A 22,741-nucleotide genomic window follows, 5' to 3' on the forward strand; every position below is an offset into this window, starting at 1 on the left:
ACGAAATGCCAACATTGTATAAGCGTAATGCTGGCTGAACTGCTAAAATTGAGCATTTTTGTTCCTAAGAAACTTTGCGGTGGACGGACAGTGAATCGCTCTGGAACCCGCAATACGCTTATACTTGACCGTTGTGCAACATTTGACTCATAATCATTATTTAAACTATTTAACGATTATTTTTTAGAAATATTTACCACATTTTATTATTAATAGTTTTGCTTATATGAGTCATTTATAGTGTCTCTATTTTTCTTAGAAAAAAAAAGGCAAATACAAAAGGTATCTGCCTTTAAGGGAAAAGATTTTTTTTAATGTGTATTAAAGTTTGTCATTCTATTCACATTCATTTCCATAGTTGTGAAACCTTCGATAGCATCAAACCAATCTTGCACGTAAGTTGCTTGCTGATGGTTTTCAAAAGCAGCTTCATCAGCAAAAACTTCATAAAACAATACTAATCCAGGTGCTGTTTCTCCTTGATGTGCTTCAAAAATCAAACATCTGGGTTCATTTTTTCTGATTTTATCCATCATTAATTTTGTGGCTTTCATAACTTTTTGCTCACTACCTGCTTTTATTTTTGTCCACGCTATAATAGTTACAGCATTTTTAGGAATTGAAAAATGACTTGATTTATTGCTCGGTATTTTTATGTCAATCTGTTGTGCATTACCTATTAAAGAGAATAATGCCATTGTTATTGTTATTAAAAATGTTTTCATTGTATATAATATTTTTATTAATCATTTTACTGTTACTTGTCGAATAAAATTTGTTTTCTGTTATATTCGATTTTAAAAAAAAGCTGTACATCTGATATCTATATAAATGTACAGCTTGTTAATTATTGTTATCTTATTCCTACCGGATTAATTTGAACTTGAGTTGACCCTTCGTAAAGTGGGTGACCAAGTATAAAAAGAAACTCAAAAGCCTTATCAGCTACCAGCTCATCAACAAGTATATTCTCTAAAACTTGCACACCAAATTCTGTAGCCATCATTTGATTTACAGGAAAAGAAAGATTAGCGTTTTCGTGTGGAACAGCTTCAAAAGACCAATTATCTGCTCCAACCGCAACAACACCTTTTTCTCCAAGATAACGAGCAGCTTCTGTACCTATACCGGCACCCCCTGCAAGATAACGTTCATTATCTACTCCCATAAGTTTTGTCCATCCTGTATAGAATAATACAACATCTCCTTTACGAATTTCTGTACCTTGTTTTTTAGCCACTTTTTCAATGTCTTTCACCGAGAATACTGTACCTTCCTTAACAATATCTTGATTATAATAAGAGCGCATATCTAATACCACACCACGTGCTACAATAGGCGGTAGCTTTTCCAATCCTAATTTTTTCACTCCTCTTACACTAAGAAAATCTTCTACTTTATGTCCGTTATAATGTACATTATCTCGACCATAATGAGAAAGCCCATTTATTTGAGAACCTACACCCGTCCAACCTATTAATTGGTCATCTACATATGTAAATTTGTTGGAACCTTCTGCTTTAGTTTCAGGTTGTAGTGTTTCAATATGAAAATATCTATGACGAAATGCGGGTGTTTTTTCGTTAACCACCATTCCCAAGCGATATACTTTACCATTTTTAACAAGTTTCATTGCATTTAATACAGACTCTTGTGTTATTAGGTTTAATGCCCCTATTTCATCATCTGGTCCATAAGGGGACATTGGCACTTCTTGTGCGTAAACATTTATGAAGCCTATAGTTAATGCTATGGCAACAATACCATTTCTTAATTTTTGTTTTAAACTTTTCATCTTTAAAATTTTATAATTATTAATACTCTAATTTAGAATCTATTAAAAGCTAAAAAAATGGGTTGCTGCAACATAATATATTTAACCATTTATAGTTTTATTGATTCCTTGGTACAAAAGTATGTTGAATAGTTGTATTATAAAAATAATGTAATTTATATATGTCTATTAATTATTTAATAGATAAAAATGCTTTATCATACGAGATTTTTCAATCTAATTTCAAAATTTGAACTACAAAAAAAAAGCACATACATTTTGTACGTGCTCTTTAGATTTAGTTTTGTTTTTATCTATTAAATATTACTTACCACATTTTCTACTTTTTTACTAGGAATAAACCATATAAACAGTATAATTACATATATTAATAATGCAATTAACGGAAAGAAAAAGCTAACTCCAATACCCAAAATATATAACAGTAAGGTTATGTAATTCTTAAATTTGTTGTAAAGAATTTCACTTATACAATCATCATTTTTATGATGTGCAATAATTGCTTTTTCTAATATAAAATAGGAAATGGTTTTCATAAGTAAAATAAAACCGTAAAACACCATCGGAATATCTTTGCTATAATCTTCGCCCACCCAAGCTGTTGCAAACGGTACTATCGACAACCAAAATAATTGATGATGATTTGCCCACAATATTTTGCTGTTAACACTTTTTGAAATTTGCAACAGATGATGATGATTATTCCAATGTACTACAATTAGTATAAAGCTAATGGTGTAAATACCAAATATTGGCAGTAAATTTATTAAAGACTGAAAATCAGCATTTTCAGGCACTTTAAACTCTAATACCATAATGGTTATTATAATAGCAAGAACACCGTCCGTAAATGCTTCTAATCTATTTTTATTCATAGTTCAAAGCAAATATGTTTTTAGTTAAAAAAGCACTGTAATTATTTAATTCAAAAGGAACATCTGCATTTTTTTCCATATCGTGAAAATGATGTGTTGCTAATAATTCCATTCCTGTAAAAGCATTCATTCTGTGAAACCCAAACATAACACCTTCATCTACACTTTTTTGATTAAAAAATTCATTTTCTAAAGTAAATGCGGTTTTAGGTGCATTCCAACTTGTAGTAAGTATATATTTTTTTCCGTGCATTAAACCACCTGTTCCGTAATTGATGTTTGGATTTTTTCTACTTCTTCCATCATTTACATAAATTCCATTTTGATGACCTTCCGTAAAAACTTCATCTATATATTTTTTAAATCCAAAAGGAATTTGAAACCACCAAATTGGAGTGTGATAAATCACTAGATCTGCCCACTTAAATTTTTCTACTTCTTCTTGTGGGTTATAGTCTTCTCCTACTTGGGTCGATTTCACTTCATAATCCTCTAATGACTCAAAAAATGAAATCGTAGTATTGAAAAGTGTTTCGTTAAATCTTCCACCAGAATGTGCAAATGGATGACTTCCATTAATTATAAATATATTTTTCATTTGTCTATTATTTAATATTTGACAAAATTAAAGCACTTAGTTGTATTGTAAAAATAATATAATTCATACCTTTGCATTAAAATATTAATAATATGAATTATGGTCAGTTTAGAATGGTATCGAACGTTTAAAGAAATTTACGAAAACGGGACATTGACAAAGGCTTCCGTAGCTTTGTATTCATCACAGCCAGGTGTAAGCGTACATTTGAATGCTTTAGAAGCCTATGTTGGTAAAAAATTATTTGAGCGAACCTCTAGAAAAATGATTCCGACCGAAGAAGGAAAAGCACTATACAATTTTATTTTAAGCAGCATTAAACAACTTGAAAAGGCGGAGCAGCATTTTAAAAAAACATCAAAAGATATGGTTCCTTCAATAAGTATTGGAATGTGTACCGAAACATTTCAAACTATTTTAGAACCGGAAATTTCCAATCTTAATTTTAATCTTGTAGCTAGATTTGGAACTAATCAAGATTTAATAAAAGATTTAAATAATGGTATTCTCGACCTTATCATTACACCAAAAGTTGATAACAGCACAAATTCTCTTGTTGAATATGAAGATTTCACAAAAGAAAATATTGTTTTAATTGCAGGTAATCAAAGTGATTTGGAAGAAATAAATAAACTGATAAAAAACAAGGAATTTTCGTTGTTAGAAAAAACACTAAAAAATAAAACTTGGTACAGTGCCTCCAACGAAATGGAGCATTTTAATAGGTTTTGGTATGAAAATTTCAATAAAAGACCCGATTTTAAACCTAATTACATACTTCCTAATATTGGTTCAATTATAAGATGTGTTGAAAACAATAAAGGATTTGCTATTGTTCCAGATTTTTTGGTCAATAAATCAATCGAATTAAATAAAATACATTTAGTTTGGAAAGGTAAAAAAGATGTTTCTAATACCTTATACTTCGCAACTAGAAGCGACCTTCTATTTAAAAAAGAAATTGACATTATAAAGGAGGTTTTTCAAAGAAAGATGAATATAAAAACGTTGCACAACAATGTATAAAAATAATAGCCGGTATAGTAGTAAATTCAAGGATTGTAGCTCGATTCAGCTTTCTTGTAACTTGACAGGAAAGTGCCACGCAGTCGGCTACTATTCTTATACGTAACCGTTGTGCAAAATTTAAAACCGAAATCGAGAATGAAATACCTTACTAAATTTTCATTACTATTAACAATAGTATTTTTATTGAATTGTTCGCCAGAGAAAGAACAAGTTTTGCAAATCAATGGAAAAGTAATCGGAACTGAAACTGCGTCTATTCTTTTACGAAAGCCAAATCAGGACATGAGATTTGACTCTTTAATTTAATCTTGGGCATATTGCCTCCTATGTGGGTATAACACCAGAAACCTTAAGTCGGTTTAGGAAGCAAAAGTGATTTCTTGATCTATGTCAAGAGCATTGCTAAACTTGTTTCTTAGCTTTGCAATGATGTTTTCGAAAAGTTTGTCATAAATATTTCCGCCAAAAAAATCCTCTTATTCGATGGGCTTGGTGCGCTTATATCTTGTTGAGTCAGGTGCTTGCCCGATTCGAAGGACTTTTTGGAAGGCCCAAAATGGCAATTCCCAACGTGGGCTGGATAGCAAAGTTTTTGGACACGCAAGGAAACCTGATTTGTGCGATGCAATACGATGACAGTGCAGAATGACAAATATCGAAACTATAAGCCAAGACTGGTGCATGGCAAGTTATGACTTTTAAAATCAAATGATAAACACATGAAAACAATTTTCAACAAAAATAATCGAAAGGACCTGATTTATAGAATTAAACGAATCGATCAAGATAACAAAGCAGCATGGGGAAAAATGAACGTTATCCAAATGCTAATGCATAATACGTATTGGAATGGGTGGATTCTTGGAAAGGATAAGCACCGCTATAAACAAACATTTTTGGGCAAAATATTTGGAAAGATGGCGTTAAAAAAAATGATAAAAGACGAAAAACCCTTTGACAAGAATATTCCTACATCCGCCCAGTTCAAAATAAAGGAATTGAATGGTGATTTGGAAGCCGAAAAATCAAAATGGATTTCATTGTTAGGTGAATATGAAAACTATAGCAATCCGGATTTTGTCCACGACTTCTTTGGTAAAATGACTAAGGAAGAGATAGGAATATTAGCTTACAAGCATACTGACCACCATTTGAGACAATTTGGAGTATAAAAACGGGCATTTGTCAATAATTTTCAGAAACATACAGCCATGATCGAAATAATAGATTTGAGTCAGGAAATATATGAAGGTATGCCAGTGTATAAAGACCTTCCTCAAGTAAAAATGACGATTCATAATGCTCATGAAGAATGGAATGGGATTAGGAATCCGGCCACCAAAACTCCTGCTGTTCATAAATTGGAATTGGGAGAACATACAGGAACCCATGTTGATGCCATTAATCACATGGAAATTCAACATAAAGGAAAATCAATCGATACGATGCCCTTATCTATGTTTTATACAGAAGGTATTTGTCTTGACTTTTCGCATAAAAAATTGAAAGAATTAATTGAACCTGACGAAATTGAAAAAGCTTGTTCTAAAGCAGATTTAAAAATAAATCAAGGGGATACTGTTTTACTTTATACGGATCATTATCGAACACATTTTAATACTGCTAATTGGGGAATTGGCCCTGGAATATCCATTTCCTGTGCGAGATGGTTTGGAGAGAAGAAAATAGCTGCATTTGGTGTAGAAACAATGTCTCCCGGTGTTTCTGGAATATCAAATAGGGAAGTACACCATATCTGTGGAGAAATGAATTTTACACATTATGAAAATATGGTGAATCTTCATAGGCTGTTAGGAAGAGGCAGGTTCCGGTTTATAGGATTACCACTAAAAATACGCGGAGGCACTGGTTCACCAGTAAGAGCCGTTGCAATTTTCGAAAACAAATAAAAACCAACAATGCGAAAATTATTCCTTTTTATAGCGACAAGTTTAGACGGGTACATTGCCAAACCAAATAATGACCTTGGTTTTTTGAAGATGGTGGAAAAAGAAGGAGAAGACTATGGTTATGAGGCATTTATAGCAAACATGGATACCATAATACTTGGAAGAAAAACTTATGATTACGTGCTTCAGCATATTGGTGCCTCTCATTACGACAATGGACAACATGAGGTGTATGTAATAACAAGAACTGAAAAACCAAGTGTAGGCAAAACCAACTTTTACACAGGAAAGCTGGCAGAACTGGTACATCAGCTAAAATCTGAAAATGGAAAAAACATTTATTGTGACGGGGGATCAGAAGTTATACATGAACTTTTGCAACATGACCTCATAGACGAATATATCATTTCCATAATACCGGTTTTGCTTGGTAGTGGCACAAAATTATTCCAAGATGACAGACCTGAACAGGAACTGACATTGGTGAAGGCAAAGTCTTTTGAAACAGGACTAGTACAACTTCATTACCAACGAAAAAGGTAACCTGAGCCACACGCTTACAATGAGCGATAAAAATTAATATGAAAAAACCAGGTAAAATTGATGTCCTTCAGTTGATGCATGAGCTTGACAGCTGATATGCTTGCGGTAATGGCATAAAAAAACCCGTATCTGAATCAGTTACAGGTTTTGTGAATAATTAAAAGTGGAGGATAACGGATTCGAACCGATGACCTCTACACTGCCAGTGTAGCGCTCTAGCCAACTGAGCTAATCCCCCGATTGGGAGTGCAAATATATGTAGGGAATTCTATTCCCCAAATTATTCCGCAGAATATTTTATTCTGGAAAGAATACTTCGGCCTAGTGTGATTTCGTCTGTATATTCCAATTCGCTGCCCACAGGAATTCCCCTGGCAATGGTACTCACCCTAACCCCTTGGTCTTTTAGCTTTCTGGTAATAAAAAAGGAAGTTGTATCTCCTTCCATGGTGGCAGGAAGGGCCAGGATAACCTCTTCCACGGCTTGTCCTGAGGGTGGGTGGAGGATTCTTTTGATCAGGGAATCAATGTTGATTTCATCAGGACCTATACCCTGTATGGGTGATATTACCCCTCCCAGAACGTGGTAGAGCCCGGTGTATTGATTGGTGTTTTCCAGAGCAAGAACATCGGGCAGATCTTCCACCACACAGATAAGGCTTTTATCTCTTTTGTGGCCTTCGCAGATACTGCAAACCTCTTTGTCCGAGACATTGTGGCAGACGGAGCAGTATTGAATGTCGTTCCGAAGTTTGATCAGGGCATCTGTTAAAGCGGTAGTTACCGGGGCTTTTTGTTTGAGCAGGTGTAGTGTCAACCTGAGTGCTGTTTTTTTGCCTATGCCCGGCAGGCGACTAATCTCAGTAACAGCATTCTCAATAAGTTTGGAGGAGAAATTCACCAAAGGGGAATTTATACGATGGTAGCTTGTATGCCAGCATCAAGGATGGATTCACACATAGGCTTTAATTTGCTGATGCTGCCTTTCTTTACAGAACACTTTCCCTTGTAATGAATGATCATGGTACACTGCTCAGCTTGTTCCTGGCTATGTTTGCAAACCTTGATCAAAATCTTGGTGACATGATCGAAGGTATTGAAATCATCATTGAAAACAACCAGGTCATGCTCTTCCTTATCTACCAGCTCATCAAGTAGTAGTTCTTCTTCGGTTTCCACTAAATGTTCTAAAGGTTTCATTTTGCAAAGTTAATAATTAATCACAACTTTATCGGCCTTTAGCCTCAGTCAATATGGATTCAAATTTAGTATTAATTGTTATAACGTCCTATTTTTTACTGTTGTTCCTTATTTCCTGGCTTACTTCCAGAAAATTGACCGCAGATACTTTTTTTACCGGTGACAGGCAGTCTCCCTGGTTTTTAGTGGCATTTGGCATGATAGGCGCTTCCTTGTCCGGTGTCACCTTTATATCTGTACCCGGAGAGGTGGGAAACAGTAACTTCTATTATTTTCAATTGGTGCTTGGGTATACGGTGGGGTATACCGTGATCGCAAAAGTACTCCTGCCCCTATACTACCGGCTCAACCTGGTGTCCATTTACTCCTATCTGGAAAGCAGGTTTGGTTTTTGGTCCTATAAGACCGGTGCTTTCTTTTTTATTCTTTCCAGGACTCTGGGCTCTTCCATCAGGGTTTTCCTGGTTGCAGGTGTATTGCAACTGATTTTATTTGATCATTGGGGGATACCCTTTTGGGTTTCGGTGTTGATCACAGTTACCCTGATCTGGTTGTATACCTTTCGTGGCGGAATAAAAACAGTGGTCTGGACGGATACCCTGCAAACCTTTTTTATGTTACTGGCTGTTGTGGTGAGTATCATATTGGTGGCAAAAGAACTGGGATTGAGTGGCTTGGGAGAATTGATGGTTACGGTTTCAGAGCAACCCTATTCCAGGGTTTTTGACTGGGACTGGAAATCCGGGACAAATTTTTTCAAGCAGTTTTTCTCCGGGGCATTTATTGTGATCGTAATGACCGGATTGGATCAGGACATGATGCAAAAAAACCTAACCTGCAGAAACCTGAAGGATGCCCAGAAGAACATGTTTTGGTTTACCAACATCCTGGTCTTTGTGAACCTTATTTTCCTGGCTCTGGGTGTTTTATTGTACATGTATGCAGCGGAACATCAGATTGCTTTTCCAGAAAGAACAGATGACCTGTATCCGTTATTGGCTACTTCCTATTTTTCGACCTTTGTGGGATTGGTTTTTGTGCTTGGCATCACAGCTGCAGCCTACAGCAGTGCTGATTCCACCCTTACTGCCCTGACCACTTCTTTTTGTTATGATTTCCTTGAGATCGATAAAAAATATACCCAAAAAGAAGGGGTAAGCCTGAGGAAAAAAGTGCATCTGGGCTTCACCCTGATTATGTTTTTGGTTATTCTCGGATTCCGGTGGATCAATGACCAGAGCGTGATCAATGCAGTATTTACCATTGCCGGCTATACCTACGGTCCCCTGCTTGGACTCTACTCCTTTGGGTTGTTTACAAAATTCCAGGTTCGGGACAAGTGGGTGCCGGTATTGGCAGTATTGGCCCCGTTAATTTCCTTTATTCTCTCTTTACGGTCGGAAGCCTGGTTTGGAGGCTATCAATTTGGCTTTGAATTACTGATTTTGAATGGTTTATTGATGTTTATCGGGCTGTTGATCCTAAGAAGGAAAAGCTAAACATTAGCCTTTAATAGGCTTTGTCTTTGTCTATCAGCAATGAGACAATGGTCCAGAATATGATTTTAAGGTCAAGGAATGGAGACCAGTTGTTGACATAAAAGATGTCCAGTTTGCATCTGGAGTAAATATCGTAGAAGTCTCTGGTTTCTCCTCTAAAACCTTTCGCCTGGGCAAGTCCGGTGATGCCGGGTTTAACAGTGTGCCTGAACATGAAATTGTCGATTTCAGCAGAGAATTTGTAATTCATAGGGACTGCATGAGGCCGGGGGCCCACAATAGACATGTCTCCCATGATGACGTTAAAAAATTGAGGCAGCTCGTCCAAACTGGATTTTCTTAAAAATTTACCTATCCAGGTAACTCTGGGATCATCTTTAGTTGCCTGTTTGACATCAGCCTGATCATTCACGTACATGGTCCTGAACTTGAAGCAGTAAAAGGGCACATTGTCCTTGCCATGCCTGAGTTGCTGGAAAAATACGGGTCCTTTTGATGTTACTTTTATTATAAAAGCAATTATTGGGAAGAGCCAGGAGAATACAAAAATGACCAGTCCCACACTTATGGATAGATCTAAAGCTCTTTTTACCACTAATTGATATTCATCGAAAAAAACCACGGGAAAGGATTTAAAGAATCTACCCCTGTTATTCATGCTTTTTGAGGCTGGTTTTCTCTCCGTAATTGTAGAGGCCATATTTTTTCAGTTTTAAATAATCAATTTAAGATGTTCCCTTAACCATTATCGTGCCACAATACCAACCGTGTAATTTTGTATTTTTAAAAATGTATTTCAAATGTAGAATAAAGGTTTTTAATTTCCTAATTTTTAACTTTTGTTTTTAAATTTGATAATATTTAAAGCGGGTTTCTTAATAAATTTTTAATATTATGACCGATATCATAAAAATCTAATAATTTTCAAACTTTTTTTATCAAAATTAAAAAGTTTACCGTTTAAGTAATTCTTTTTTAGAATTAACTCGTTTGCTGAAAAATATGGCATTTCATGGATCCTTATAAAAATAGGTTTTGATTGGGATCCCAAAAATGGATATCAAAATCCTGAACCTGGTCCTTAATCACCCGAACACCTTCTTTTTCCAATAGCCTTTGCATTTGGTCTTTGTCGGCAAAGTGAGATTTACCTGTCAACAGACCCAGCCTGTTGACTACCCTATGGGCAGGGATATCTTTGTGTTGGTGTGCTGCATTCATTGCCCAGCCGACCATTCTGGCACTGCCTTTACTTCCAAGGTAGTTTGCGATGGCACCATAAGTACTGACCCTGCCTTTTGGAATCAACCTGACTACCTGATATACCAGGTCAAAGAAATTTGTTTTATTCATGTCCCAAATCGATGATGCTTTGATTGATACTTCTTCTGATTTTCTTTTCCTGTTCTTTAGAATTGGTGTTGAGTTGGACCTGAAGCTTCATTTTTACGATATCCTTATGTATTTCAAGCGCTTTAAGTGTTATGCTTTGTAATTTTACCTCGTGCCCAAAGGGTTTAATGGCATTCTTAAGGTTTTGCTCTGTCTTGTCTACGTTCAGACCAGCCTGATTTTTAAGTTCAAATTCGAAAGTTAACCGCCTTACACTCTGCCTGCTGTGATTGATTATGTGAGAGGCAAGGATCAGGCTGTTGGGCACCATGACCAAATCACTGTCATCATTGGTGAGCACCACATTCAATAAGGTGATATCCTGTATTTTACCCTTATGTTCTGCCACCTGTATATAGTCCCCAAGGGTAATCTGATCAGAGAACATGATGATCAGACCATTGATCATATTGGTAATGTAATCCTTGGACAATAAGGCAATGGCGGCTGCCACCAATGTGATGCTACCCAGAAATTCTGAAGGTTTGATCTGAATGAAGATCATGATGGCAAATAGAAAAACAATTACATTCAACAGGCTGGCGATGTAATTGATGCCCAGAACAAAGTTGTTGTGCAGGGAGTCGGATTTCTTTTTTCTCAGGTAAAACCGAACCAAGAATAGCCGGCCCAATGAAATCAGTACACTTCCGGCCAGGAGCAGAGACAGCGCATCCATTAAAGGAGTCAACCGGATGAGCAAAGGTTCATTTTCCCAGTCCAGGTATTCCCTGAGGAATACCAAAACCAGGTAGGTGAGCACTTTTATCACAAAAATAATTCGTTTTCGTCTTTCCGTGGCCTCAATCTTGCTTTTTCCTAATTCCACCATGTTTCTTAAAAATAAATATTAATTTTATGTTTTTGCATTTGTCATGCAAAAGTATCGGATTGTAACCAAACTAAACAATAGCATGAATAGAAATATTATCATCACGGGAAGTGCAGGAAATCTGGGAAGAGCAGTTGTGGCCAAATTCAAGCGGGAAGGATTTAAAGTGATTGCCATAATCGAGCCTGATAGCGGGGATGAGGTGGAGGATGCCGATGATGTATACCAGGTGGATGTTACCGACGAATATTCAGTGCAGGAATTTAGTAAAGAATACCAGATGCAATATGGTGAACTGGAGTGCATGGCATTGCTCGTGGGAGGTTTTGCCATGGGGGGTATAGAGGAGACCAGCTCAAGAGACCTGGAGAAAATGATTCGTTTGAATTTTTTCAGCGCATTTAATATGGTAAAATATTTTCTTCCCATGATGAAAAAGGCCAATAATGGCACTTTTCTTTTTGTAGGAGCTAAACCTGCCCTTCAACCCAACGAGGGGAAGGACGTCCTGGCCTACGCTTTGAGCAAGGGCCTGGTGATAGATTTGGCTGAATTTACTGCCAATGAGACATCTGATTTCAAAGTCAGGTCCCATGTATTTGTTCCCAGCATCATAGACACCCCTCAAAACAGGGAGTCCATGCCGGATGCCGATCATGGGCAATGGGTAAAACCATCCGAAATAGCCGAAGCCATGCACTATGCAGCCAGCAATGTATCGCTCAGAAACATGACATTTAAATTATACGGAGGCGTATATTAATTCAAAAATCAATTAACCAAATAACTGATATGAAAAATTTGTGCTTAGCCTTTGTGCTGCTATTATCCTTTACATGGGTTCAGGCTCAGACAGCCTCTGAATCCAGAACTTTGAAGGCATTTGATCAGGTATTGGTGAGCAATTCCATTGAAGCCGAGTTTGTTCGGGGAGATCAACATGAAATAGAAATCACCGCTTCCGGGATCGGGTTGGGTGAGATTTTGACAGAAGTGGACAAAAGGAAACTTGAGATCAAGGTCTCCGGGTCCAATCCAAAATCCAGCTCGGTAAAGGTAAAGGTGACCTATACCAAGCTGGATGTGGTAGAAGTGGAAACCGGAGCCCGTGCATTTTTCAGGGATCCCCTGGAAAGCAAGACCGTCAGTTTGTCAGTGGCTACCAATGGCTACCTGGAAGCAGAAGTAAAAGCCGGTGAATTGAAATTGGAGGCAAAGACCAATTCCAAAATGTATGTGAAAGGAAGTGCAGATGATTTGGATTACAATGCCTTTACCAATGCGGAAATAGATGGGGAAAACCTGGTCGTAAAAAACGCTAATGTAAGGACCAATACCAACGCATTTGGCACATTTGAAGTGTTGGAGTCTCTTAAAGGGACGGCGGCAACCCGGGGAAGAATAAAATACAAAGGTGATCCCGATAAGATTGATGTAAAGGAAAGCATTGGGGGGGTGATAGAAGAATTCTAGACAATTTGCCTAGCGGGTTATTTCTTCTCCTGCCAAAAGGCAGGGCATGGAATTCAGGGGCTGAAAGTAAGGTGATCAAAGCCAGGTTGAATATGTGGCAGAGACTCCGTCCGAACCAGGAAAGCCCCGGGTTCCGGTTCTGGTTTTCTGGTTTGGCAATCAGGTTTTTATCTGCGGGCAGCCGGGTATTTCTAATCAAAAAAACTTGTGATATATAAAATTTGTCCTTAGAATTGTCCCTTCAAACAAATAATCATGGTTTTCGCAGTAAAAATTATTTCAAATCTTTCTAATACCGAAACTATTCGGGTAGCATACTGCAGTCTATTTTTTAGCCGTATTAGCACCACTTTCATTACGGGGTAATCCCGTGTTTGATCCATATTATCCCAATACCAAAAGGTCTTTTGCAGATCTCAAAGATTACATTTTAACCGATAATAAATAACAATGAAAATATTAAAATTCGGAGGTTCGTCAATCGCTGATTTGGAAAGAATAAAAAATGTTCTCTCCATTGTTAAAGGATCATCCCAAAAAGATGATATAGCTGTTGTTTTTTCAGCCTTTGGTGGAATTACGGAGGATTTATTAAAATGTGCAGAGCTGGCCAAGCAGAATGATCCGGATTATCAGCCCCTGTTGCTTTCGATGGAAAAGCGGCACCTTCAATTGGTCAAAAACCTGATAACGGTCCAAAAGCAATCTGCTGTACTGACATATGTCAAAATCAGGTTCAATGAACTGGAGGATCTTTATCACGGAATCTACCTGATCAAGGAGTTTTCTCCGCGAACGTCAGATTATGTAGTGAGTTTTGGAGAGCGGATTTCTGCCTTTATCATGGCGGAAGCTTTGAAAGAGAATGGACTCAACACGCATTTTGTTGATGCAAGGGATGTGATTCGTACCAACGACCGCTTTGGTAATGCCAAGGTGGTTTTTCCCACCACAAATCAGTTGATCTATGATTATTACTCCAAAAAGAAGGGGCTGTCAGTTATCACCGGCTTCATTGCGTCCACCGATAAAGGAGAGACGACTACTCTGGGAAGAAGTGGGTCGGACTACACAGCTGCCATTTTTGCTGCAGCGCTGAAGGCTGACGTTTTGGAAATCTGGACGGATGTTTCAGGTGTCATGACTGCAGATCCCAAATTGGTGTATTCAGCCATTACCATACCACAGCTGAGCTATAGCGAAGCCATGGAGCTTTCTCATTTTGGGGCGAAGGTGGTGTTTCCCGCTACCATGCAGCCTGCCATGAAAAGGAAAGTGCCCATTTATATTAAAAATACTTTCAAACCAGAGGATGAAGGTACCCTCATCTGTGAAACTTCAGAAACCAACAAGCTGATCAAAGGCATTTCCTCACTGAGCCATATCTCCCTGCTCAACGTGCAGGGGTCAGGATTGGTGGAAGTAGTAGGGGTAAGCAGCAGGGTTTTTGGTGCTTTGGCCCAGTCGCTCATTAATGTGGTACTGATCAGTCAGGCTTCTTCAGAGCATAGCATTTGTATCGCTATCAAAAGCGAAGATGCAGAAGTGGCTAGAGAAGTACTGGAGAAGGAGTTTCATTATGAAATTCTGGCAGGTGAGATGGACAAGGTGCAGATCATGCCCAACATGGCTGTGATAGCCGCGGTAGGAGAGAACATGAAACATTACCCCGGTGCCAGTGGCAGGTTATTTCAGGCCCTGGGGAGAAACAATATCAATGTTTCAGCCATCGCACAAGGAAGCTCTGAATTGAATATTTCCGCTGTAATCAAACAATCGGACCTTCAAAAAGGCTTGAATGCATTGCATGAAGCTTTCTTTTTGTCAGACAATAAAGTACTGCACGTATTTTTGGTGGGTGTAGGGCTAATTGGCAAAACCCTGATAAAAATGATCCAAAGCCAATTGAACAAATTGCAGGAAGAATACATGCTGGATATCAAGATCCACGGCCTGGCCAATTCCAGGTTTATGGCTTTTGACGAAGACGGCTTTGATTTGACCACGGTTCCGGTACCATCTGAAAAAGATTTGCCCATGAACCTCCCCGTTTTTCTAAACACCATGAACAGCATGAATTTCTCCAATTCTGTTTTGGTGGATTGTACTGCCAGTCAGGAAGTCGCAGATACCTATGAAAGGGTGTTGGAATCTAAAGTGGCCATAGTTACTCCAAATAAAAAAGCCAACTCGGGTTCGCTGGAAAAATACAAGTCATTAAAGAAACTTTCCGGGCAGCGAAATATCAAATTTTTATACGAAACCAATGTGGCGGCAGGATTGCCGGTAATCAACACCCTTCAGGATCTCATATTAAGTGGGGACAAAGTCCTCAAAATTGAAGGAGTACTGAGTGGGTCGATGAATTATATTTTCAGTGAACTGAGTAAGGGAATTCCATTTAGCAAGGTAGTGGCTCAGGCAAAAGAGAAAGGTTACACTGAACCTGATCCCCGGGATGACCTGAGCGGAATGGATGTAGCCCGAAAAATATTGATTTTGGGTAGGGAGGCCGAGCAGGAATTACATTTTGAAGATGTATCCGTACAAAGTATGGTGCCGGAGGATTGTGCCCATATTGAATCGGTAGAAGAATTTTTGGAAAAGCTGGCTTCTCATGATGGCCACTTTACGCAATTACTTGCAGAGGCCGATAAAAAGAAAGAAAAACTTAGGTTTATGGCCGTTTTGGAAAACGGAAAAGCTACCGTGGGCTTGAAATCAGTTGGCAGCAACCATCCTTTCTATTCTCTGGTGGGAAGCGATAATATGATTTTGTTTACCACAGAGAGGTACCACGAATTCCCCATGATCATCAGGGGACCAGGTGCGGGCGCAGATGTCACCGCAGCGGGAGTTTTTGCAGACATCATCAGGTTAGGTAATTATTCAAGGTAAGATGGAAAAGCAAAAAGTGACTGCCTTCGCACCTGCTACCGTGGCCAATGTTTCCTGTGGCTTCGATATTTTGGGTTTTGCAGTGGAAGATTTAGGGGATAAAGTAGCGGTGACCCTTTCTGATAAACCCGGTGTCAGGGTTACGAAAATTGAAGGAGATAAAGGTAAACTTCCCTATGAAGCGGAAAAAAACACCTGTAGTGTGGCCATAATGGCCATGATGAAAGAACTTGATTTTAAAGGAGGACTAGAGATAGAACTCTTTAAGGGCCTGCCTTTGGGAAGCGGAATGGGTTCCAGTGCTGCCAGTGCGGTAGCTGCATTGATGGCCACCAATACCTTGCTGGGAAACCCTTTTGAAAAAAAGGATTTGTTGCCTTTTGCGATGGAATCAGAACGAATTGCCTGTGGTGCGGCTCATGCCGATAACGTCTCCCCCGCACTCCTGGGGGGATTTGTTTTGATCCGGGAATATCATCCACTGGATGTCATCCCCCTCCATGTGCCCAGGGGATTGTACTGTACATTGGTACACCCTCACCTGGTACTCAATACCTTTGATTCCAGGAGTGTGTTGAGAAGAAATGTTTCCCTGCAGGATGCCACCACCCAATCCGGAAATATTGCCGGACTGGTTGCCGGTTTGTTTCAGGAGGACATGGCACTCATCAGCAGATCCCTGAATGATGTTATCGCTGAGCCCTCCCGCTCGGTTTTGATACCCGGATATGATGAGGTCAAGGAGGGGATCAAACCTGCCGGTGCGCTGGGGTGCGGCATCTCCGGTTCCGGGCCCACCATTTTTATTTTATCTCCCTCTGAGGAGATAGCCTGGGAGGTCAGCCGCCTGGCCCAAAACGTATTTGATAAAATGCAGCTCCCCATAGATCTTTACGTTTCCGCCATCAATACGCGTGGGGCCTATATTATCGAAGAAGAGATTTAACATCCTATTACCCTTGGGTTACTTTTGCAATGAAATATTACAGTACCAATAACGCAGATCATAAAGTAGATTTAAAAGAGGCTGTCATCAAAGGACTTGCACCCGATCAGGGTTTGTACATGCCTGAGAAAATACCGGTATTGTCTGCTGATTTCTTTGACCGCTTGCCTGGACTTTCTTTCAGGGAGATGGGCTATGAAATCATCGGATCTCTTTTTTCCGATGACCTTAACCAGCAACAAATCAATTCATTGGTAGACCATACGCTGACCTTTGATGCCCCATTGGTACAAGTGGAGGAGGGAGTGTACAGTCTGGAATTGTTTCATGGGCCTACCCTTGCTTTCAAAGATTTCGGTGCCAGATTTTGTTCCAAATTGATGAGCATGCTCCAGGATAAGCGGGACTTGAAAGTTTTGGTGGCAACTTCCGGCGATACGGGAAGTGCAGTGGCCAACGGGTTTTTTGGAGTGGATGGGGTAGAAGTGATCATTCTTTATCCGTCGGGAAAGGTGAGTAAGTTGCAGGAAAAACAATTCACGACTTTGGGAGGCAATATCAGGGCAATTGAAGTGGCCGGTGTTTTTGATGATTGCCAGAAAATGGTCAAGCAAGCCTTTCTCGACCCGGATCTGAACAGTAAAATGTTACTTACATCTGCCAACTCGATCAATATTGCCAGGTGGATTCCCCAATGCCTTTATTACTTTTATGCTTATTCCAGATTACCAAAAAAGGAAAGGGAAATAGTATTTTCCGTTCCCAGTGGAAATTTCGGAAATCTTGCCGCAGGAATACTGGCGGAAAGAATGGGGTTGCCCATTTCCTATTTTGTGGCTGCAACCAATATCAACAAAGTAGTACCGGATTACCTGCAAGGGGAGAATTTTATGGCAAAACCCTCCCTTCAAACCATCAGTAACAGTATGGATGTAGGGAATCCCAGTAATTTTTACCGCTTATTGGCCCTTTTTGGAAACGAAGAATCTCAATTGAAGGAAAAAGTCAAAGGGTATTTTTATACCGATGACATGACCCGACAGGCCATGCTGAAGGTAAAAAACCAAACCGGTTACACGATGGATCCACATGGCGCTGTGGCCTATTTGGGCCTGAAGGATTTTATGGGAGCTCAGCCTGCTCCCTGTACGGGTATATTTCTGGAGACGGCCCATCCCGGAAAATTTCGGAATGTAGTGGAAGAAACCTTGTCCATCAGGCTTGATCTTCCGGACCGCTTACAGGCTTTCATGGAAAAAGACAAAAAGGCGGATAAAATGGAGAATGATTACCTTGAGTTTAAAAAGTATTTGTTGAGCATTTGAATGGGGTTCATGTCCTGTTTTCGAAAGCTCCTGCTATTTCAATTATTTTACTTCAAAAAACCTTGATCAACGCAGTTAATCCTGGGCAAGATAGGCCATATTTGTCCTGAGGTTCCTGCCGGGGTCTTTTTATGTAATATAGTATAACAAAATAAAATCTATGGTTAAGGGGACACATCAGGCAAAGCAAGACGAAAGAAATAAGTCGGTAAAGATCTTAGTAAACGGAGCGTTTCTTCCCAGGGAGGAAGCCAAAATATCTGTTTTTGACAGTGGATATCTGGTAGGTGATGGAGTTTGGGAGGCTTTTCGTGTCCATAAAGGCTGCTTGATTTTTATTGACCAGCACCTGGACCGCTTGTGGCAATCGGCTAAAGTCGTGGGTATAGCCATTCCATTCAGTAAGGAAGAATTGATGGATCAAATCCGTCAAACACTTGCCATCAATGAGATGAAAGACCATATCCATGTCCGGGTGATGCTGACCCGTGGAATAAAGGCAACCCCATCCCAGGATCCCAGACTCACCATTTCCGGGCCCAACCTGGTGATCATTGCAGAGCATAAACAAGCTGCAGATGAAAGTAAAAATCAAGGCATCAGCCTGTTTACCAGTACCATCAGGAGAGGGTCTCCGGATTACCTGGACCCAAGGCTAAACTGTCATAGCAAACTTCACGAAGTACAAGCTCTGATACAGGCTATAGAGGCCGGGGCCGACGAAGCCCTGATGCTGGATATTCACGGTTTTGTATCCACCTGTAATGCGACTAATTTTTTCATGGTAAAAAACGGAGAAGTGTGGACTTCTACCGGGCAATATTGCATGAACGGCATTACAAGGGGAAACATCATCCGTGTATGCGAACAAAATGAGATTACCTGCCATCAGAAGAATTTTTCCCTGTTTGACGTTTATGGTGCTGATGAGGCATTCGTAACCGGAACTTTTGGCGGACTTACTCCTGTAATAAAAATCGATGGCAAGCCAATAGGAAAGCAGGAGGCAGGACCCTTGACAAAACAGCTTAGGAAGGGGTATGAAAGTTTAATAGAAAAAGAAATCCAATCATGAGTAAGCTGCAATACCCCAAAAGACTTTTCCTTTGGTCCGGCCCAAGAAATATTTCAACAGCCTTGATGTATGGCTTTGCCCAAAGAAGGGATACAGTAGTTGAAGACGAACCCCTATATGCCCACTACCTGAAGCTTTCACCTGCAAAACCCTATCACCCCGGAGCAAACGAAATTCTGGCCCGGATGGAAAATGATGGTAAAAAAGTGGTGCAGCACATGCTTGGAGAATTTGACAGACCCATTGTCTTTTTTAAAAATATGACCCATCACCTGATTGGATTGGATTGGTCTTTTATGAAGAATGGCATCAATATTATTTTGACCAGGGACCCCAAAGAAATGCTTTTGTCCTTCTCCAAAATTATAGAAAAACCGGTCATGGAGGATATTGGCTATGCCATGCAGTGGGATTTGCTTCAATACCTTAAAGGCAATAAATACCCTTGTCTGGTAATGGATGCAAAAAAATTCCTAATGGATACTGAAGGGCAAATCACCAAATTATGTGAGGCTTGTGAAATACCCTATGATCAGCAGATGCTCAAATGGAAGGCCGGTCCTATTCCGGAAGATGGGGTATGGGCCAGGTATTGGTACCAGAACGTGCACAAGTCTACCGGTTTCCAGCCCTATCAGGAAAAAAAGGAAACCATGCCCGGGCATTTGCTCCCCCTTCTGGCTACCTGTGAACCTTTGTACCGGAAGCTGCTGGATTATTCCATTTAGGCCAATCCTGATTAAATTTTTGATCGAAATAGCGATTATTTGAGAAAGGTTGGGTTTCATACTTGCTTTGTGGTTTTTTAAAACATAATTTTGAATATTATTCCTTCCGCCCGGTAATTCAGGAGAAAAATGAAAAATTGTCCGGGCCAGCACTTCGGAAATGTACATGAACTAAGTACATACTCAAATTTGAAAAAAGTTAAGCAATGGAAAACGACCAGCCTGTTGATGTTAATGTTACGCCCAAGGGATTGATTTACCTTCCTGAACCTGCAAAAGGTGCCAGGTTTGTCAATGAGTGCCCTTTGGAAACTTTGTTTTATGATCCGGAAAAGTTTCCTGATGAAAACATGAACTATAAGTTTTTATTGCCCGCATTGGAGAAAATTAAGGGACAGGATTTTGACTTTGTTTTGGGCTTTGACCATGATTTGAAACGAACCATTATTGGTTATCCCAATCCCGAAGAAAGGTTTCTGGTATTCAATGCCCATCAACAGGCCGCTTTGTTTGCTCACTCATTTTTGGCCGGTGATGGATATCCAGGTATGGATGTGGATAAGACCAAACTTGTGGTCAAAAGTATCGTCCTTTCCCAGCAAATAGATAAAATCATTACCAAAAATAATGGGGCCTACAAAGAATCCCATGCCGGCTATGATGACCTTAAGGAAAAGATCATGAGCATGGATGATGGCATTCAGGAGTTTCTAGCTTTCGATGAGAAAAATCATGTCATCTTGGATTTGGATAAGGATGCCAATGTTGAAAAACAGTTTGATCTTATTTATTCCCTTGTAAAAAAACTTAAAGCGGAAGAAAAAAGCCTGTATGATTTTCATGTAGATCTTCAGATCAGGTATAAATTGTATGGGGAGAAAACCTTTAACATTACCTCAGAAGGAGAAAACAAAAAAATATTTGACCGCTTCAGAAACAAACCACCTTCTGATGCCATGCACGAGGAGTTGGTGAGCATATCGGATTACAAAAAGCAGCTATTTTTTAATAAACTGACAGGCCGGAAAAGTGAACCTGAGCTCAGGCAAATGGATATGGTACAATTGGAGTATTCCAGTGGCCTTAAGATAAGTGTGGAATTGACCGACGGTGGGGAAAAACTTTTTCTTCACCTGAGCGATTTTACCGATTGTTACAACAAGGAATCCTACGCCACCTCCAGGAAAAACATACATGACCGCTTGTTGAAAGTGGTGGTATCCCTGGGTAAAATGGTGATTGATGTCAATTAAGCGTGCGCAATTTCCACCAAAATCCGGCTTAAATCCATTCTTATTTGATTCTATACGGGTGTTTTAAGAATAATTGGAATTTAGCATAGCAAGTGGTTCGGAAGGAAACCAAATTGCGTAAGGATAATCGTTTCTCTCCGTACATTTAATGTACAGGACAAGCAGCAAATGGCTATGGTAGTGGAAGAGATGGTCGCTTAGACAAGTTGATTGAATGGAATAGAATTGAGCTTCAAAACCAATTTACCTTTTTCTCGGCTTTACCATCCTTTCAGCAGGACTGGTAGCTGAAGGATGGGTTATGATCCGTTTTTTTCCGGGAAAATAGGACCTCATATTCAAGTTCATTCTTTTTTCTTTTTTTTCTGGGGTTTGTCGTCCTCCTGGTCCGGATATTCATTTCTTCTTGGTGGTCGTGGTCCATCTCCCGATGTTCCAGGCGTTTTTCTATTGGATCTTTTGTCCACCTTGTCACCAGTAAGGTTCAGGAAGGGAAGGTTTATGGGATGTTGTTGTACAAGTATCATTTTTTTTATTTTTAGTTACAGTCTGTTAAGCTGACCAAAATCATGCCATTAATATGTAGCAATCGGATTGATTTTTGCGTCATTGAAGATAAAGGTTCCGGACTTCCTGTCTTTGGATTCCATTCGGAAAAACGCGTGGATTGAAGAATGCGTTTAGGGGTCCTGGAGTCATAGAAAGGAGTTAAAATAACAAAATTGATGATGACAAAATATTATATTCCCATAATCTGGGCTTTGCTTATGCTTGCCTTAATTTTTCCATATAAGGAGAGATGGACTAAAACACCCAGGCCAATGGTATCCCTGGCGCAGTCCACCTGGGAATTTGTACCAGCCAAACTGGGGGATTCTTCAGGAAGATTGTTAAAGGGCCCGCGGTATTATCTGGAATTTGTCAATGATTCCATTTTTCTGGTTCAGCTCGAGGCAACAAAGGTTTATGGTCTATATAGGTACCAGGGAGATAACCAAAGTATTACATTCGGGAATATACAGCACACTAACCAGCAATGTTGCAATAGCCAGTTTTCGTTATCCTTGATAGATGAACTTCGTACCATTCAATCCTGCCAGCTATCGAATGGGCATTTGAAGCTGCATGGAAAAACCGATTTAACCTTTAAGGCCAAATATATATAAAATCGGACATGAAGAGAAGGTCATATAGGGTGAGGTTTTAAAGTATGCAAACATCTCCCGGGAGCTGGGGCAGGCTCCCAGGATCTTGGGTAACAGAAATATTTAGGTCAAAAAAATATAAATTAAAGAAATCGACAGCATTAAAATAGTCATTAAACACACAGGGCAATGATTATTTTAATCGTCAAAGATTCCCTGTCTGCC

At 39.4% G+C, this 22,741-nt stretch carries 24 protein-coding genes and 1 tRNA gene; 14 read left to right on the forward strand and 11 right to left on the reverse strand.

Annotated features, from left to right (window positions below; all coding sequences use genetic code 11):
* Positions 1-311: 311 nt before the first annotated feature.
* The 4 genes from HUJ21_RS19660 to HUJ21_RS19675 all read right to left on the reverse strand — a co-directional run bounded on the left by HUJ21_RS19660 (position 312) and on the right by HUJ21_RS19675 (position 3,268).
* Positions 312-725: a putative quinol monooxygenase gene (locus tag HUJ21_RS19660; RefSeq protein WP_291372230.1), complete on the reverse strand. Its 414-nt coding sequence runs from the start codon at positions 723-725 to the stop codon at positions 312-314.
* 128 nt (positions 726-853) lie between these two features.
* Positions 854-1,795 (reverse strand): cyclase family protein, encoded by a 942-nt coding sequence (locus tag HUJ21_RS19665; protein ID WP_291372231.1) that lies wholly within the window; start codon positions 1,793-1,795, stop codon positions 854-856.
* A 296-nt stretch (positions 1,796-2,091) separates the two neighbouring features.
* The gene (locus HUJ21_RS19670; RefSeq protein ID WP_291372232.1) at positions 2,092-2,670 is read right to left on the reverse strand and encodes a TMEM175 family protein; all 579 of its coding nucleotides are present in this window, start codon (positions 2,668-2,670) and stop codon (positions 2,092-2,094) included.
* Complete coding sequence (locus HUJ21_RS19675; RefSeq protein ID WP_291372233.1) at positions 2,663-3,268, reverse strand: NAD(P)H-dependent oxidoreductase; 606 nt, start codon at positions 3,266-3,268, stop codon at positions 2,663-2,665. The genes HUJ21_RS19670 and HUJ21_RS19675 overlap by 8 nt, the downstream gene beginning before the upstream one ends.
* 99 nt (positions 3,269-3,367) lie before the next feature.
* Here HUJ21_RS19675 and HUJ21_RS19680 point away from each other — a divergent pair, with 99 nt between their 5' ends.
* From HUJ21_RS19680 to HUJ21_RS19695, 4 genes are all read left to right on the forward strand, one after another.
* A complete protein-coding gene (locus HUJ21_RS19680) occupies positions 3,368-4,294 on the forward strand; it encodes a LysR family transcriptional regulator (RefSeq protein ID WP_291372234.1) in 927 nt (308 codons plus the stop codon).
* Between the two features lie 722 nt (positions 4,295-5,016).
* Positions 5,017-5,469: a DUF1569 domain-containing protein gene (locus HUJ21_RS19685; RefSeq protein WP_291372235.1), complete on the forward strand. Its 453-nt coding sequence runs from the start codon at positions 5,017-5,019 to the stop codon at positions 5,467-5,469.
* Positions 5,470-5,508: 39 nt separating this feature from the next.
* Positions 5,509-6,207, forward strand: coding sequence for a cyclase family protein (locus HUJ21_RS19690; RefSeq protein ID WP_291372236.1), 699 nt, complete (start codon positions 5,509-5,511; stop codon positions 6,205-6,207).
* A gap of 9 nt (positions 6,208-6,216) precedes the next feature.
* Positions 6,217-6,750, forward strand: coding sequence for a dihydrofolate reductase family protein (locus tag HUJ21_RS19695; RefSeq protein WP_291372237.1), 534 nt, complete (start codon positions 6,217-6,219; stop codon positions 6,748-6,750).
* A 164-nt stretch (positions 6,751-6,914) separates the two neighbouring features.
* Here HUJ21_RS19695 and HUJ21_RS19700 read toward each other — a convergent pair.
* The 3 genes from HUJ21_RS19700 to HUJ21_RS19710 all read right to left on the reverse strand — a co-directional run bounded on the left by HUJ21_RS19700 (position 6,915) and on the right by HUJ21_RS19710 (position 7,950).
* Positions 6,915-6,988: transfer RNA gene (locus HUJ21_RS19700), tRNA-Ala, on the reverse strand.
* A gap of 42 nt (positions 6,989-7,030) precedes the next feature.
* Positions 7,031-7,651, reverse strand: coding sequence for a recombination mediator RecR (recR, locus tag HUJ21_RS19705; protein ID WP_291372238.1), 621 nt, complete (start codon positions 7,649-7,651; stop codon positions 7,031-7,033).
* Positions 7,652-7,662: 11 nt separating this feature from the next.
* Positions 7,663-7,950, reverse strand: coding sequence for an ATP-dependent Clp protease adaptor ClpS (locus HUJ21_RS19710; protein WP_163382422.1), 288 nt, complete (start codon positions 7,948-7,950; stop codon positions 7,663-7,665).
* A 53-nt stretch (positions 7,951-8,003) separates the two neighbouring features.
* Between HUJ21_RS19710 and HUJ21_RS19715 the strand changes: the two genes are divergently transcribed.
* Positions 8,004-9,449 (forward strand): sodium:solute symporter, encoded by a 1,446-nt coding sequence (locus HUJ21_RS19715; RefSeq protein ID WP_291372239.1) that lies wholly within the window; start codon positions 8,004-8,006, stop codon positions 9,447-9,449.
* Positions 9,450-9,459: 10 nt separating this feature from the next.
* Here the strand turns inward: HUJ21_RS19715 and HUJ21_RS19720 are convergent, their stop codons facing one another.
* From HUJ21_RS19720 to HUJ21_RS19730, 3 genes are all read right to left on the reverse strand, one after another.
* The gene (locus HUJ21_RS19720) at positions 9,460-10,149 is read right to left on the reverse strand and encodes a sugar transferase (protein ID WP_291372240.1); all 690 of its coding nucleotides are present in this window, start codon (positions 10,147-10,149) and stop codon (positions 9,460-9,462) included.
* A gap of 320 nt (positions 10,150-10,469) precedes the next feature.
* Positions 10,470-10,802 carry an MGMT family protein gene (locus tag HUJ21_RS19725; protein ID WP_291372241.1) on the reverse strand — a complete coding sequence of 111 codons (333 nt, stop codon included), beginning with the start codon at positions 10,800-10,802 and terminating at the stop codon, positions 10,470-10,472.
* Positions 10,795-11,673: a mechanosensitive ion channel domain-containing protein gene (locus tag HUJ21_RS19730; protein ID WP_291372242.1), complete on the reverse strand. Its 879-nt coding sequence runs from the start codon at positions 11,671-11,673 to the stop codon at positions 10,795-10,797. Before HUJ21_RS19730 ends, HUJ21_RS19725 begins: the two co-directional genes overlap by 8 nt.
* A gap of 82 nt (positions 11,674-11,755) precedes the next feature.
* On the opposite strand from HUJ21_RS19730, the gene HUJ21_RS19735 reads away from it, so the two are divergent.
* The 8 genes from HUJ21_RS19735 (at position 11,756) to HUJ21_RS19770 (ending at position 21,371) form a co-directional block, all read left to right on the forward strand.
* Positions 11,756-12,436 carry an SDR family NAD(P)-dependent oxidoreductase gene (locus HUJ21_RS19735; protein ID WP_291372243.1) on the forward strand — a complete coding sequence of 227 codons (681 nt, stop codon included), beginning with the start codon at positions 11,756-11,758 and terminating at the stop codon, positions 12,434-12,436.
* 29 nt (positions 12,437-12,465) lie between these two features.
* Entirely contained in the window at positions 12,466-13,146 is a 681-nt protein-coding gene (locus HUJ21_RS19740) for a head GIN domain-containing protein (protein WP_291372244.1), read from the forward strand.
* Between the two features lie 450 nt (positions 13,147-13,596).
* On the forward strand, positions 13,597-16,044 hold the full coding sequence (gene thrA / locus HUJ21_RS19745; RefSeq protein WP_291372245.1) for a bifunctional aspartate kinase/homoserine dehydrogenase I: 2,448 nt from the start codon (positions 13,597-13,599) through the stop codon (positions 16,042-16,044).
* A 1-nt stretch (position 16,045) separates the two neighbouring features.
* Complete coding sequence (locus HUJ21_RS19750) at positions 16,046-16,990, forward strand: homoserine kinase (protein ID WP_291372246.1); 945 nt, start codon at positions 16,046-16,048, stop codon at positions 16,988-16,990.
* Between the two features lie 29 nt (positions 16,991-17,019).
* On the forward strand, positions 17,020-18,315 hold the full coding sequence (thrC, locus tag HUJ21_RS19755) for a threonine synthase (RefSeq protein WP_291372247.1): 1,296 nt from the start codon (positions 17,020-17,022) through the stop codon (positions 18,313-18,315).
* A gap of 160 nt (positions 18,316-18,475) precedes the next feature.
* Entirely contained in the window at positions 18,476-19,390 is a 915-nt protein-coding gene (locus HUJ21_RS19760) for an aminotransferase class IV (RefSeq protein ID WP_291372248.1), read from the forward strand.
* Entirely contained in the window at positions 19,387-20,118 is a 732-nt protein-coding gene (locus HUJ21_RS19765; protein ID WP_291372249.1) for a sulfotransferase family protein, read from the forward strand. Before HUJ21_RS19760 ends, HUJ21_RS19765 begins: the two co-directional genes overlap by 4 nt.
* Before the next feature lie 206 nt (positions 20,119-20,324).
* On the forward strand, positions 20,325-21,371 hold the full coding sequence (locus HUJ21_RS19770; RefSeq protein WP_291372250.1) for a hypothetical protein: 1,047 nt from the start codon (positions 20,325-20,327) through the stop codon (positions 21,369-21,371).
* Between the two features lie 344 nt (positions 21,372-21,715).
* On the opposite strand, the gene HUJ21_RS19775 is transcribed toward HUJ21_RS19770, so the two are convergent.
* Entirely contained in the window at positions 21,716-21,898 is a 183-nt protein-coding gene (locus tag HUJ21_RS19775) for a hypothetical protein (protein WP_291372251.1), read from the reverse strand.
* 198 nt (positions 21,899-22,096) lie between these two features.
* Here HUJ21_RS19775 and HUJ21_RS19780 point away from each other — a divergent pair, with 198 nt between their 5' ends.
* Positions 22,097-22,537 (forward strand): hypothetical protein, encoded by a 441-nt coding sequence (locus tag HUJ21_RS19780; RefSeq protein ID WP_291372252.1) that lies wholly within the window; start codon positions 22,097-22,099, stop codon positions 22,535-22,537.
* Positions 22,538-22,741 lie beyond the last annotated feature (204 nt).

Origin of the sequence: Cyclobacterium sp., assembly GCF_014762705.1 — a bacterium.
In the GTDB taxonomy this organism is placed as follows: domain Bacteria; phylum Bacteroidota; class Bacteroidia; order Cytophagales; family Cyclobacteriaceae; genus Cyclobacterium.

Excerpts from the sequence above, each read along its gene's own strand:
- HUJ21_RS19680 (WP_291372234.1), top strand. The coding sequence starts at position 3,368 with ATGGTCAGTTTAGAATGGTATCGAACGTTTAAAGAAATTTACGAAAAC.
- HUJ21_RS19735 (WP_291372243.1), top strand. The coding sequence starts at position 11,756 with ATGAATAGAAATATTATCATCACGGGAAGTGCAGGAAATCTGGGAAGA.
- HUJ21_RS19715 (WP_291372239.1), top strand. The coding sequence starts at position 8,004 with ATGGATTCAAATTTAGTATTAATTGTTATAACGTCCTATTTTTTACTG.
- HUJ21_RS19740 (WP_291372244.1), top strand. The coding sequence starts at position 12,466 with ATGAAAAATTTGTGCTTAGCCTTTGTGCTGCTATTATCCTTTACATGG.
- HUJ21_RS19695 (WP_291372237.1), top strand. The coding sequence starts at position 6,217 with ATGCGAAAATTATTCCTTTTTATAGCGACAAGTTTAGACGGGTACATT.
- HUJ21_RS19765 (WP_291372249.1), top strand. The coding sequence starts at position 19,387 with ATGAGTAAGCTGCAATACCCCAAAAGACTTTTCCTTTGGTCCGGCCCA.
- HUJ21_RS19660 (WP_291372230.1), bottom strand. The coding sequence starts at position 725 with ATGAAAACATTTTTAATAACAATAACAATGGCATTATTCTCTTTAATA.
- HUJ21_RS19710 (WP_163382422.1), bottom strand. The coding sequence starts at position 7,950 with ATGAAACCTTTAGAACATTTAGTGGAAACCGAAGAAGAACTACTACTT.
- HUJ21_RS19690 (WP_291372236.1), top strand. The coding sequence starts at position 5,509 with ATGATCGAAATAATAGATTTGAGTCAGGAAATATATGAAGGTATGCCA.
- HUJ21_RS19730 (WP_291372242.1), bottom strand. The coding sequence starts at position 11,673 with ATGGTGGAATTAGGAAAAAGCAAGATTGAGGCCACGGAAAGACGAAAA.
- HUJ21_RS19670 (WP_291372232.1), bottom strand. The coding sequence starts at position 2,670 with ATGAATAAAAATAGATTAGAAGCATTTACGGACGGTGTTCTTGCTATT.
- thrA (WP_291372245.1), top strand. The coding sequence starts at position 13,597 with ATGAAAATATTAAAATTCGGAGGTTCGTCAATCGCTGATTTGGAAAGA.
- HUJ21_RS19750 (WP_291372246.1), top strand. The coding sequence starts at position 16,046 with ATGGAAAAGCAAAAAGTGACTGCCTTCGCACCTGCTACCGTGGCCAAT.
- HUJ21_RS19780 (WP_291372252.1), top strand. The coding sequence starts at position 22,097 with ATGATGACAAAATATTATATTCCCATAATCTGGGCTTTGCTTATGCTT.
- HUJ21_RS19720 (WP_291372240.1), bottom strand. The coding sequence starts at position 10,149 with ATGGCCTCTACAATTACGGAGAGAAAACCAGCCTCAAAAAGCATGAAT.
- HUJ21_RS19775 (WP_291372251.1), bottom strand. The coding sequence starts at position 21,898 with ATGATACTTGTACAACAACATCCCATAAACCTTCCCTTCCTGAACCTT.
- HUJ21_RS19725 (WP_291372241.1), bottom strand. The coding sequence starts at position 10,802 with ATGAATAAAACAAATTTCTTTGACCTGGTATATCAGGTAGTCAGGTTG.
- HUJ21_RS19770 (WP_291372250.1), top strand. The coding sequence starts at position 20,325 with ATGGAAAACGACCAGCCTGTTGATGTTAATGTTACGCCCAAGGGATTG.
- HUJ21_RS19665 (WP_291372231.1), bottom strand. The coding sequence starts at position 1,795 with ATGAAAAGTTTAAAACAAAAATTAAGAAATGGTATTGTTGCCATAGCA.
- thrC (WP_291372247.1), top strand. The coding sequence starts at position 17,020 with ATGAAATATTACAGTACCAATAACGCAGATCATAAAGTAGATTTAAAA.
- HUJ21_RS19675 (WP_291372233.1), bottom strand. The coding sequence starts at position 3,268 with ATGAAAAATATATTTATAATTAATGGAAGTCATCCATTTGCACATTCT.
- HUJ21_RS19685 (WP_291372235.1), top strand. The coding sequence starts at position 5,017 with ATGAAAACAATTTTCAACAAAAATAATCGAAAGGACCTGATTTATAGA.
- HUJ21_RS19760 (WP_291372248.1), top strand. The coding sequence starts at position 18,476 with ATGGTTAAGGGGACACATCAGGCAAAGCAAGACGAAAGAAATAAGTCG.